We start from the raw sequence: 12,048 nt of genomic DNA, 5'->3' as shown, positions 1-12,048 counted from the left end.
AGAAGTAATTAGTTCTGTTTTTGAGATAGGCGGGATTTCTTCTAATATAGAAATTTCTCAGAAAGAAAAACAAAGGGTTTTTGAAAATGAACTAGTTCATTTAAAAGCTGATTTTGAAATATTTAAAAAACTTCACAATTATGAATCATCTAGGTCTCATCACCTTTTGAATAAAACGTTAATTTTTCTCGGCTACAGAAGGAGTTAATCAATTAGAAAATGAAGGTTGGTGTTATTGTAGAAAGATTTCCTAATATCTCCGAAACGTTTATTTTAAATCACATAACAGGATTAATTGATGCCGGCATTGAAGTGAAAATTTTTTCAGTTTATAATCCTAAGCCAACAACTATTCACCACAATTACTTCAAATATAACCTGAAGGACAATTGTGTTTATGATGAACGCCCTTCTGGGAATATTATAAAGAGGTCTTTTGCATATCTATTTATCGCTGTAAAAGTATTATTTAATCAGCCGAAACTATTTTTGAGGCTCCTTTTTTTAAAAGATCTAGTATTTAAGAAGGAATATCTTCCGGTAATTTTAAACAGAAGATATTTTAAAGATATTGATGTCATTCATGCTCATTTTGGTCCAATTGGTAACCGTTGCCTGAATCTTAAAAAATTAGGGGTAATAGGAGCTCATGTTCCTCTTGTTTGTTCTTTTCACGGTTATGATATTGATCATCGACCATTCAGGACTCCACACTTTTATGATAATCTTTTTGTAAGAGCTTCTTGTATAATTGCCAATACTAATTATACAAAAAGTAGATTAATACAATTAGGGTGTAATGAAGATAAGATCGAAACTGTAAGTGTTGGTTTATATACTTCATGTTTTAAACCCCTAACAAATAAAAAGGCTGAAGGACAAATAGTAGTTACTACTGTTGCCCGACTAATTGAAGTTAAAGGTATTGAGTATTCTATTCTAGCAATTAATGAGTTAGTGAAAAAAGGAACAACCCATGTTTTATATAGTATAATAGGGGATGGGCCGTTAAAAGGATCGTTACAAGAGTTAGTAAAGAAACTTCAATTAGGCAATTATGTCACTTTTTTAGGTTCAATGTCACAAGATTCTGTTATCAATCAACTAAATATTTCAGACCTATTCTTGTTAACCGGGATAATTACAGAAGAAGGAAGACAGGAAACGCAAGGCTTGGTAATCCAGGAAGCTCAGGCAATGAAGTTGCCCGTAATTGTCTCCCGCACAGGTGGAGTGCCGGAAGGCGTACTTGACGAACGTACAGGATTTGTTGTAGAACCAAAGGATTTTGTAGCAATTGCAGAAAAATTAGAGTTGCTTGTGAAAGATCAGGATTTGAGGACCTCCATGGGTGAAAACGGGCGTAAGTTTGTTAAAGGCAAATATGAAAACCGATTAATCACAGGCTCGCTTTTAAAAGTATACGAAAGAACATTAGTAATTAATCGATTGCATTCAATATGAATAAGAACAGATCTATAGCATTTACTCTTTTTGAAGGCGATTATGAATATGGAGTAGGTGTTTGGATTAACTCTCTCATTGATAACGCATTTGTCGGAAGAATTGTTGTAGGATATCGTAACGCTCTCCCATTTTGGATAAATCAATTGGAGAAGAATGAGGACAATTATTACTCAATAAAGCGTTTTTCAGAGATACAACTAGAGTTTAGAAGAATTGATTTTAACCATCACCTACGTTATTATAAACCCTTTCTTTTTGAGGAATTATTAGAAGAGTATCCTGATGCTAATATCTATTATTTTGATCCGGATATAACAGTAATTGGAGACTGGCAGTTTTTTGAAGAATGGATAGAGTATGGAGTATGTTTGTGTTTAGATGACTGCTATAGTATAATGCCGTTTTCGCATCCTCATAAACAGAAATGGCTTAAACTTTTCCCTGTTAACCCTGAAAACATTAATTACAGGTATGATTACTATATTAATAGTGGATTTGTTGGAGCTAACAAAAATCATGAATCTTTAATAAAAGAATGGAAAAAATTTATTCTTCATTTAATAAGCCATAGTCATAACCTAAAGAAATTTGGGCCAACACAAGGACGGTTTAAAAAAAGTATAAGATTAGAGGATATAGGGGGCGACCAGGATATTCTTAATGCTGTCCTATGTGCTAATAAGACAGAGGTTAGTTTGATAGGAAGGGAAGGAATGGGATTTATCCCTGGCGAATACCTAATGATGCACAACACAGGAATTAAAACTTGGAGGAAGAATTTCTTAAAAGAGTTCATTAGAAAAGGGATAAGAGTTTCAAGCAGTGATAAATCATATTTACATTATTCTTTTTGTCCTATCAATATTTATCCTAATAGGTGGACCTTCAGAAGCAAAAACCTTAATAAAAATCTAACTCTTCTCTTGCAAAGAGTTTTTTAAAACGTCATCGTGATTCTTTCCATTTGTGTTCCAACTTATAACCGCCCTGACTACTTAATAGAGGTAATTAAATCCTGTTTTTCTGTAACAGAAGTGCCTTGTGAAATTTTAATAGGTGATGACTCTCAGCTTGATAATGCAAAAGTGGTAAATGAAATAGAATATCCAGCTAATTTTGTAGTTCATTACTTCCATCATAAAACTCCTTTAAAGCAAAACAAAAATGTTGACTTTCTATTGCAACGGGTAAAGGGGAAATACTGCGTGTTAATGCATGATGATGATGGTTTTAATAATTCAGGATTGTTAAATTTACTTGAAAAAGCGAAAGAATTGCCACCTAATATAGTTGTTTTTGGAAAACAAATACTTATTGATGAAAACGGAAAGATAGACTTAGCATCAAGTAACGCTGCGAATAAGGATTATTGTAGGAGTGAAGAGTATGCCGGTTTACAGGAAGATAGTACTATAACAGCAATAAATCAGAGCTGTCCCAGTAATGGTTTTATATTTCCCGGATATCTTGCAAAAAGAATTGGCTATAGAAGTTCCGAAATAGTTGGCAATGCCTGTGATTTTGATTTTGTGTTAAGATTGGCATTAGAAGAAGAGTGCGGATTCTATTTTATTAATGAATTCGTCTCTTTTTATAGAATGGGCCATAGTGCTGTTTCAACAAACACCAACTCTGCTTTATATTTTTGGAAAATTATTCAGGAGTACAGGCTGGATGAAACTTATCCGGATATTATTTCACAAAAGTATTTAAATCAATTAAATAAATGGATCGGGACCGCCTACCGATTTAGAGATCTCCCGCTATATAAATATTTGTTTTATCATAAAAACTATCCTTTTCTAAGGCGATTTTCTTTACGGGGAATATTAGATTTTTTTAGGTTTTTAAACCTTATAATTAAGTAGGATAAGTGCAGATTTTAATTATTACAAAAAATTATCCCCCCACCGTTGATGGAGTAGGAGATTATTCATTTCAATTGCAAAAAGCACTAAGAACATGCAATAACACGTTTGAATTTTATATTGCAACAAGTAAAAGTAAAGAGTGTACGGAGCTCGAGGGTAAATTCTTCTATTTTCAGCACTGGAATAAGAATGAATTTAAACTATTGAAAAACTTTATTAAAGAAAAATCAATTTCGGTTGTTCTCGTGCAGTATGTTCCTTATTCATACCATAAGTTAGGTGTGCCTTTTAAACTCGTTTCTTTAATAAGTGATCTGGGCTTAAATTTAATAACCGTTTTTCATGAAGTAAGGATAAAGCTAATTCCATGGAGAAAAAATTTTATTATTGGTTTGGGTCAATTACTTTGTGCTAGAGTACTGTATAATAGATCAAAGTATATTATTACCAGTAATTTTCACTATAAAAAGCTTATTAGTGACAAAGACAGTTACAATAAAATCAGAGTGATTCCTGTTGGAAGTAATTTAAGTTCGGATGAAAAAAATAGAATAATAAAATCAGAAGCTTCTAAATCGAAATTTGTAATAACTTCATTCGGCCAGAGTATTCGCTGCTGGAGAACTATTTTGAATGCATCCTCCAAGTTATTAAATGATATACCCTCCTTACAAGTTTTGCTAATTGGAGCCTTGCCTGAAGATGATAAAAGATGGATAAATGCCGAGGCGAAGAAGTTAAATATAGATCATATAGTAAAAGTAACAGGTAAAATAAGTGCAATCTCGGTACATCAGTTGTTAAAAGAATGTGATTTGTATTTAATGCTTGAAAACTTTAGCTATAATAATTGGACAGGTACCAGTTTTCGGAGTGGTAGTTTGGCAGCTGCGTTAGAAGCACATTTGCCTGTAATAGGAAATGAAGGGGAATTAACTAATCCTGGAATACAAAATTGTGAAGGGATTATACTTCTTAAAACCACTACCGTCGATTCCCTTGTTGATGCTATTTTAAACTTTTATTGTTTAAGCGACCAGCAAAAGAAAGAGCGGAAAAAATCAATAGAAAGCTTGTTCAAAACTGAAATAAGCTGGAATGCAATTGCAAAATCCTATTTAGAAGTCATCAGTTCTGCAGTATCATGCTAGACAAGCAGAAACAAAACCAATATATTATCCTCTTTGTCTTCCTTTTTAGTCTTCTTAGCGGTGCTTTAAGGAAGTGGATTATTGACAATAGTATTATTAATCAAATAATCACAATAGGTCAGGTGGTTGTTATTTACGCGTTTTTATTAATACGGCCACTTGAGAAAAATCGTTTTTTGAATAAAGAGTTTACGGGTTTGTTTGGTATCTATTTTTTTTATCTCTGCATATCAACCGCGAATCCACTCTCTCCTACAATATACCATGGACTTGCAGGTATTATTATTCACCTGGCTTTCTGGCTTGTGTTATTTATTTACATCTCGAATCGCGAGGCCTTCAACCATAAGATCTTTTTCAAATTTGTTTTTATTCTAATTATTGCTGAAAGTATTCTTGCAATTATCCAGTATAAACTTCCAGCAGGGAGTTACCTGAATAGGTATGCAACAGAAGAAGCATCTACTGCTACTACGAATGTTGCTGCAGTCGGAAATGCAATTCGTGTTACTGGCTCATTTAGTTATTTGTCTGGGTTTACAGGATTTATGCTGTTTTTTCAGTTATTTACTTTTGCATTATTATATTCAATGAAAAGGCCCTATGTTCCATTTATAATTTTAAGTGTACTTGGGTTGGTACTTTCTTTCATAAGTGGATCAAGGGCTGCAGTTTTTCTTTATATAATTCTTTATACATCCTTTCTCGTGTTTCAAGTTTCATATAATCAAATAAAAAGAATCGTTCCTCCAATTTTAATCAGTACTCTTCTGTTGGTTCTATTAAATATTGGTTTAGGTGATCCCTTGAAATTTAGCGATTTTATAGTAGAAGCGTACACTAATTTTTCTACAAGAGTGGAGACTAGTGGCACAGAGAGCGATGGAAGAATATGGGGGCCTGTTACTATAATCTTTTCTAATAATTTCCCAAACTGGTTTTGGGGAAACGGTTTGGGAATTGGTTACCAGGGAGTCAATAGTATTTTTGGAACCTCGAGAATTGCATTGAAATATGGAACTGAAGATGAAATAAGAAGGACTATTATTGAAGGAGGATATATATTATTGTTTTTCAAACTGATCTTAATATATTTTGCAGTTAACTACTTGTCTTTAAACAAAATATTTTCTGCAATTATGCTCATATTCATTTTTATTTATGTGCCTTTAAGTTCTAATGCATATAATGCCATATTTCTGCTATTAGGATTAATATATTTAGATAAAGCAATTTATCAATCAAGAGTAATAAAATTACCACTTGTTAACTAACCGAAGCCTTTTGATTAATTTCTTACGTTGGTTCTCAGCAATGCTGGTTCTTATAAGCCATATACGTTCTGTTTTATTTGAAGATTATCAGCAATTGAATTCGCAATCCTATTTTCTGAAATTCTTTTATTTTATAACTAGCCTGGGACATGAAGCTGTTATAGTTTTTTTTGTAATAAGCGGCTATTTAGTAGGAGGAGGAATTGTGAGGAAAATACAGGCATCATCATTTCAGTTAACTGATTATGCCCTTAAAAGATTTAGCCGATTATATGTGGTATTACCTGTGGCTCTTTTATTAACTTTCGTATTTGATGCTTTTGGAGCATACATAAGTGCTTCTAAAATATATGAACAGAATACTTATATCTCTTCTTTGGGATATAACATCGTGCAACGATTAAGTTTTGAACATTTTGCAAGTTCTTTTTTTATGTTGCAAAACATTGTTAAGCCTCCCTTCGGAAGTAATGGGCCTCTTTGGAGTTTATCCTATGAATTTTGGTATTATGTTATTGCAGGTATTACCGGTGCATTTTTATCCAGAATTAATGATAAGAGATTTTTTTCTGCAGTACTTCTTTCCTTTTTAATGATTGCCTTAATATCATTTTTGCCTTTAGTTATTCTGAAATATTTTTCAATATGGATGTTAGGGGTGATGATTGTTGTCTTAAATTATAGAGTTCAATCGTTAAGGTTATTTTATACTTTTTGCGTTTGTCTAGTCCTTTATGTTTTGATTCTTAAGTATGGAGTCCTTCCAAATTTTTTCACTCAATTTTATAAGGATTTCACACTAGGCGGGTTAATTGCATTAACACTGGCCTCTATTGTGGATAAAAAAGAACAGCAGTATGGCATCCATTATCTGTTATCCTCGTTTTCGTATACTTTGTATTTAATTCATTTTCCTTTTATGTTATTTATTCTTGCTCTTTTATTTGAGTATATAGGATTTGGAATCAAAGAAATACCATCGGTGAGAACTTTTTCTTGTTTTTTTATTCTGACCATATTATTAATGTTTACCAGCTTCTTTTTAGCACAATATACTGAGTTGAAAACCCATTTGATTAGGAAGAAAATATTGAGATATCTGAGGCAAATCAGGATGTTCTCAGGGAATTTAACAACTTTAAAGCATAAATAATTAAGAGCAAACTCTGGATAATAATAAAACATGGGACAAAAATATGTTCCGAAGAAAAGCTATCATTATACATCCCGGCACCCAGCATGCTTTTCGACTTGCTAATGGATTAACTAAATCGGAAAGATATTCGAGGGTTTCCCTGTTTACCTGGCTAACACTTCCGGGTCACTATCGTTTGGGTAAGGTAAAGCAATTCAAAAAGCGGGTGAAGAATATTGATAAGGGTGTTGCCGTATATAATTTCCCTTTTTTTGAAGCCTTCATGCTGCTTCATAAAAAGATATTGATCTTGTTGGGTAAGCAGAATAACAACCCGTACTACTTCTGGTACCGGATATTTAACTGGTTCATGCTCCCTTATATTTATTTTAACAGGAGGGGGCTTACTCTGGTGCTATTCGAAACAGCCGGCTGGCCTCTCAGCTATTTCGCAAAGAGATGGGGCATTACTGTGATAATGGATTTTCCTTCGATAAGCCACGAGAAAGCGATGGAGCTGGGAATAAAGGAAACAGCATTAGGTATCCGGATTAAAGAAAAGGAAAGGCAATACATTGATTTTGCACTTTTCTGTTCGTCTTTTGCAGCACAAACGTATCGCAACAGAACATCTGCAAAAAAAGATTTCGTCTTGCCGGTCGGAGCAGATGTTCAGATAGTTAACGTAAATCCTCAAAAGCAGGAAGACAATTGCTTACGACTGGCTTGCATTGCCAACATGGAGTTCCGAAAAGGAATAGACATTCTGTTGCTTGCTTTTTCTAAAATAAAGTTTGATAAAGAATTACATCTGATCGGAAAAATCAATAAACAATGGGTACTGGAGTTTTGCCGTCAGAATTCTATTGATACAAGTCATATTATATTCAGCGGTTCTTTATCGCAGGGAGATTTGAACAGCTACCTGATTGCCAAACAAATCGATTTGCATGTACTTCCCAGTAGGTTTGATTCATTCGGTATGGTTGTTCCTGAAACCATGATACTGGGTATCCCTAATATCCTGTCTCCTTTTGTAGGTGCCGGAGAATTAATAGAAAAGGATCAGGATGGTTTTATTATGGACAACTTAACCCCGGAGGATCTGTTTAATAAAATTCGACAATTTAGACTGCTTTCATTCGAAGATAAGGTAAAGCTGCAAAAGAACGTAATAAACAAGTCTGCTACCATGACCTGGGATAACTATTACGGGCAAGTCGGAAATATGGTGCAGGAGGTTTTGAGTGAAAAGAGAACGGGTAATGGCCGACGAATCGCGTTCATTGTTACACATCCTACACAGTTTGAAGTGCCTTTTTTTCAATTCGTGTCAAAAACTGATAAGGTGAACAACTTATATGTTTTTTACCTGAAAGAACAAAACGAACATTTCGATTCTGAACTAAAACAGAAAATTAATTGGGGCTTTAACTTGTACGAAGGTTATGAGTTTACTATTCTGGATGTTCAGCAGAAGTTTAAGAAGTTGGAGCAACAATTAACCGAACATACATTTGACCTTGTAATTTTAAATGGGTATAAAGGTTTATATAATGGGTTGAACAAGTTTTTCAAATCGCGTAATATTCCTGTTGCCCTTCGGCTGGATTCAGTCCTGTTCAATAATAATCAATTGAGTAATACAATCAGGAGAGTACTTCTGAAGACTGTTTACAGAACTTTTGACGGTTTTTTTGCTACCGGCTCTGCATCGTCTCAATATCTCGCAGAAATGAGGATTAACGAAAACAAGATACATTATTTTTATTATTGTACAGATAATGACTTCTTTGCCGCTAACTCAGCGGATTCCGTAAAAGTTGCAGATCTTAAAGAGCGACTAGGTATCCGGGATGAAAAAGTTATATTATCAGTAGCTAAGTTTAACAAAAGGGAGAGTCCGGAAGATATTATCAGGGCTTTTGGTATTTTAGATAGGAAGGACATTACTCTTATACTTGCGGGTGATGGTGAAGAAAGAGAAGGACTGGAACAACTCGCAGGTCAATTCCCGCAATTAAAGATTGTCTTTACAGGTTATGTTCCATATACGGAACTGGCTGTCTACTATGGAATAAGTGACTTATTCGTTCATTCTGCACAAAATGAGCCCTGGGGAGTTTCTGTGCAGGAGGCGTTAGCTTCAGGATGTAAAGTGATTGCTTCAGACAGGGTAGGTGCAGCTTTTGATCTGGTTAGACAGGGAAGAAACGGATACATTTATCCATACGGTGATGTTGGGAAATTAGCTGCTTTTATTTCAGAATCCTTAGACATGCAAGGCGAAGTTGTAGCAAATGCAACTAATGAAGTACTAGGAACTTGGAATTATTCCGTTGCCTGGAATGAAATATTGAAAGGTGCAAGTAAATGCCAGTTAAAAAACTGAGGATACTCCACATTACCGCCTCCTACAAACCTGCTTATATTTATGGCGGCCCTATTTATTCTGTTGCGGCTTTGTGTGAAGCCCTTGTAAAAGAGGGTAATCTGGTTGATGTATACACCACTACTGCAAACGGAACACAGGAGTTGCCAGTAGCTAAAGCGACAGACGTAGATGGGGTAAATGTTTATTATTTTAAGCGGATTACAAAAGATCATACTCATTTCTCTCCTTCTCTGCTGATTCATTTATTCAGAAATGCGAAGCAGTATGAGGTTATCCATATCCATTCGTGGTGGAACCTGGTCTCTGTTTTATCTGCATTCGTGTGTGTGCTGAGAGGAGTGAAGCCGGTTTTATCTCCAAGGGGAATGTTAAGTGAATATTCGCGTCAACAAAGTAATTCCATTTTAAAGAAACTCATTCATATTATCCTTGGGAAACAATTATTGAAGCGAGTCCGGTTTCACGCCACATCAGAACAGGAAGCAGAAGAAATAAGAACAGTTTTTAAAGAAAGGGCTATACGGACCAATGTTATCTATAATTTAGTTTATTTACCTGCCTGTATTCCTGATAAACTACCATCTTCTAACGTAGTTCTTAAATTGCTTTTTCTCTCCAGGGTACATGAGAAGAAAGGTCTGGAGATGCTTTTTCAGGCTATTGCAAGTTTAGAGTTTCCTTTCAGTCTGACCATAGTAGGTGAAGGAGAGAAAGATTACCTGGAGTTACTAAAGGAAAAAGTGAAAAATTTAAAAATAAGTAATTGTATCACCTGGTTGGATCCGGTTTATGGGAGTAAAAAGTTTGATTTGTACTCTCAATTTGATTTGTTTGTCCTACCTTCCTATAACGAAAACTTTGCAAATGTGGTAATAGAATCACTATCCGTAGGTACTCCCGTTTTGATATCTAAAAATGTCGGCCTGTCAGCTTTTGTCAAAAGCAATAAGCTGGGAGAGGTGTTTGACGGCAGTCAAGAGGATTTGCAGTTGAAAATCAGGAAAATGATGAATGATATTGCTGATTTTAACCCGGAAAGAATTCGGAATACCATTCTGAATGACTTTGATTCCGGAAAACAGGTTAACAATTATTTAGACCTCTATAATTCCTGATGTGTATCTATTAGGTAGCTACTTTGTTAAATAATAAAGCTATAGTTTGTAAATTTGTTTTCATGAGAGAGGCTATAACAGACAAAGTTTCATTGTTGAAAAAGCTATCTATGAACAAAGATAGAATTAAAGCTTTTGGAGTAAAGCAGTTAAGCCTCTTCGGGTCTTTTGCTGCGGGCAATCAAAAAAGTAGCAGCGATGTTGATTTATTAGTGGAGTTTGAACAGGGTAAAAAGACCTACGATAACTTTATTGAATTGTCTTTTTACCTTGAAGAAATGCTTAACAGAAGGGTTGAACTTATTACAATTCAGTCGCTGAGCCGGCGTATTGCGCCTCACATTTTAAAACAAGCGGAAAATGTTCCCCTCTGACCTCGAGTTACTGTACCACATTCTTGATGAAATAGATTTTATTCTCGAAAACTATGCAGCTAAACATTACACCGAAATCGAGAACGATCCGCTTTTATCACGAGCAGTGATTAGAAGCCTGGAAATAATAGGCGAAGCATCAAAGAAAATAAGTCCCGAACTTAAAAACACTTATCCTACTATTGAATGGAGAAAAATAGCAGGAACGAGAGATCGGTTAATTCATAATTATTTCGGAATTGATTATGATATTGTGATAGATATTATACAAAGCAAACTGCCGGACCTTAAATTCTTTATTAAAGAAATTATTGTTCGATACCAAAGCAAAGACAGTGCACGTGAAAGTTGAGAATTTATCCATCATCATCCTAACTTTCAACGAAGAATCCAATATCCGGGACTGCCTCCAAAGTCTCAATGGGTTAAACGTTCCTGTTTTAATTGTTGATTCCGGTTCTACCGATCGGACTTTAACGATTGCACAGGAATACACCTCTGCTATTTTTACGCATCCCTTCGAGAATTACGGGGCGCAACGCAACTGGGCGATAAATAATCTTCCCATTCAAACCGAATGGATGCTGCAGATGGATGCAGACCATCGTTTAAGCGAGGAACTCAAAAATGAAATCGCTACGCTTTTCACGAAGGGGATTCCGGAGGATATTAACGGATTTTTAATCAGCCGTCGTACAATCTTCATGGGAAAATGGATGAAATACGGAGGACATTATCCTACCTATCATGCTACCTTATTCAAAAAAGGATATGGACATTGCGAGGAAAAGCTATATGACCAGCATTTTGTGGTTGAGGGCAAGACTGTAAAATTGGAAGGCGACATGATCGACGTGCTGACGGATTCCCTCTCCAGCTTTACATCAAGGCATAACCGTTGGTCAACTTTGGAAGCTGAGGATCAGTTTTATCGTTACTCGCAAAATAAAAAAGGATTGATTAAGGGAAAGATCGGAGGTGATGCTATTGAACAAAGACGGTTTATAAAATCAGTTTATGAACGTTTCCCCCTGTTTGTCCGTCCTTTCATCTATTTTTTTATCCGTTATTTTTTAAAACTCGGCTTTTTAGACGGCATGAGGGGTTTAATATTTCATTTTTTGCAGGGCTTCTGGTTCCGCTTTTTAATAGACGCTAAAATTTATGAATTAAAAAAAGCGAAGATACCTTTCCACTCCGCTCAGGTTGACAGGAAAGATGAGGATATAAAGGAATAGCATAGTATTCTGAACCTATTTCACTAGC

At 35.0% G+C, this 12,048-nt stretch carries 12 protein-coding genes; all 12 read left to right on the top strand.

What is annotated here, in order from left to right:
* Positions 1-208: hypothetical protein (locus ACLCDL_RS14455; protein WP_423149084.1), on the top strand; the 208-nt coding region annotated here is incomplete at its 5' end.
* Between the two features lie 11 nt (positions 209-219).
* Positions 220-1,464, top strand: a complete 1,245-nt coding sequence (locus tag ACLCDL_RS14450; RefSeq protein WP_423149083.1) for a glycosyltransferase — start codon at positions 220-222, stop codon at positions 1,462-1,464.
* Positions 1,461-2,408 carry a glycosyltransferase family protein gene (locus ACLCDL_RS14445; RefSeq protein ID WP_423149081.1) on the top strand — a complete coding sequence of 316 codons (948 nt, stop codon included), beginning with the start codon at positions 1,461-1,463 and terminating at the stop codon, positions 2,406-2,408. The genes ACLCDL_RS14450 and ACLCDL_RS14445 overlap by 4 nt, the downstream gene beginning before the upstream one ends.
* A 9-nt stretch (positions 2,409-2,417) precedes the next feature.
* On the top strand, positions 2,418-3,335 hold the full coding sequence (locus tag ACLCDL_RS14440) for a glycosyltransferase family 2 protein (protein ID WP_423149080.1): 918 nt from the start codon (positions 2,418-2,420) through the stop codon (positions 3,333-3,335).
* A gap of 5 nt (positions 3,336-3,340) precedes the next feature.
* Positions 3,341-4,489, top strand: coding sequence for a glycosyltransferase family 4 protein (locus tag ACLCDL_RS14435; protein ID WP_423149079.1), 1,149 nt, complete (start codon positions 3,341-3,343; stop codon positions 4,487-4,489).
* Between the two features lie 176 nt (positions 4,490-4,665).
* Positions 4,666-5,763: a hypothetical protein gene (locus tag ACLCDL_RS14430; RefSeq protein WP_423149077.1), complete on the top strand. Its 1,098-nt coding sequence runs from the start codon at positions 4,666-4,668 to the stop codon at positions 5,761-5,763.
* Positions 5,753-6,916 (top strand): acyltransferase family protein, encoded by a 1,164-nt coding sequence (locus ACLCDL_RS14425; RefSeq protein WP_423149075.1) that lies wholly within the window; start codon positions 5,753-5,755, stop codon positions 6,914-6,916. Before ACLCDL_RS14430 ends, ACLCDL_RS14425 begins: the two co-directional genes overlap by 11 nt.
* A gap of 43 nt (positions 6,917-6,959) precedes the next feature.
* Complete coding sequence (locus ACLCDL_RS14420; RefSeq protein WP_423149074.1) at positions 6,960-9,290, top strand: glycosyltransferase family 4 protein; 2,331 nt, start codon at positions 6,960-6,962, stop codon at positions 9,288-9,290.
* A complete protein-coding gene (locus ACLCDL_RS14415) occupies positions 9,272-10,408 on the top strand; it encodes an XrtY-associated glycosyltransferase XYAG1 (RefSeq protein WP_423149073.1) in 1,137 nt (378 codons plus the stop codon). The genes ACLCDL_RS14420 and ACLCDL_RS14415 overlap by 19 nt, the downstream gene beginning before the upstream one ends.
* A gap of 110 nt (positions 10,409-10,518) precedes the next feature.
* Complete coding sequence (locus ACLCDL_RS14410; RefSeq protein WP_423149072.1) at positions 10,519-10,782, top strand: nucleotidyltransferase family protein; 264 nt, start codon at positions 10,519-10,521, stop codon at positions 10,780-10,782.
* Positions 10,769-11,134, top strand: coding sequence for a HepT-like ribonuclease domain-containing protein (locus ACLCDL_RS14405; RefSeq protein WP_423149071.1), 366 nt, complete (start codon positions 10,769-10,771; stop codon positions 11,132-11,134). Before ACLCDL_RS14410 ends, ACLCDL_RS14405 begins: the two co-directional genes overlap by 14 nt.
* Positions 11,124-12,020, top strand: coding sequence for a glycosyltransferase family 2 protein (locus tag ACLCDL_RS14400; RefSeq protein WP_423149070.1), 897 nt, complete (start codon positions 11,124-11,126; stop codon positions 12,018-12,020). Before ACLCDL_RS14405 ends, ACLCDL_RS14400 begins: the two co-directional genes overlap by 11 nt.
* Positions 12,021-12,048: the final 28 nt, after the last annotated feature.

This window comes from Rubrilithobacter danxiaensis (genome assembly GCF_047272945.1).
GTDB classification, from domain to species: Bacteria; Bacteroidota; Bacteroidia; order Sphingobacteriales; family Sphingobacteriaceae; genus Rubrolithibacter; species Rubrolithibacter danxiaensis.
This window is presented reverse-complemented; position numbering and strand designations above follow the sequence as displayed.

Coding starts and splice junctions, on each gene's coding strand:
- ACLCDL_RS14450 (WP_423149083.1), top strand. CDS start 220: ATGAAGGTTGGTGTTATTGTAGAAAGATTTCCTAATATCTCCGAAACG.
- ACLCDL_RS14445 (WP_423149081.1), top strand. CDS start 1,461: ATGAATAAGAACAGATCTATAGCATTTACTCTTTTTGAAGGCGATTAT.
- ACLCDL_RS14420 (WP_423149074.1), top strand. CDS start 6,960: ATGTTCCGAAGAAAAGCTATCATTATACATCCCGGCACCCAGCATGCT.
- ACLCDL_RS14415 (WP_423149073.1), top strand. CDS start 9,272: ATGCCAGTTAAAAAACTGAGGATACTCCACATTACCGCCTCCTACAAA.
- ACLCDL_RS14410 (WP_423149072.1), top strand. CDS start 10,519: ATGAACAAAGATAGAATTAAAGCTTTTGGAGTAAAGCAGTTAAGCCTC.
- ACLCDL_RS14405 (WP_423149071.1), top strand. CDS start 10,769: ATGTTCCCCTCTGACCTCGAGTTACTGTACCACATTCTTGATGAAATA.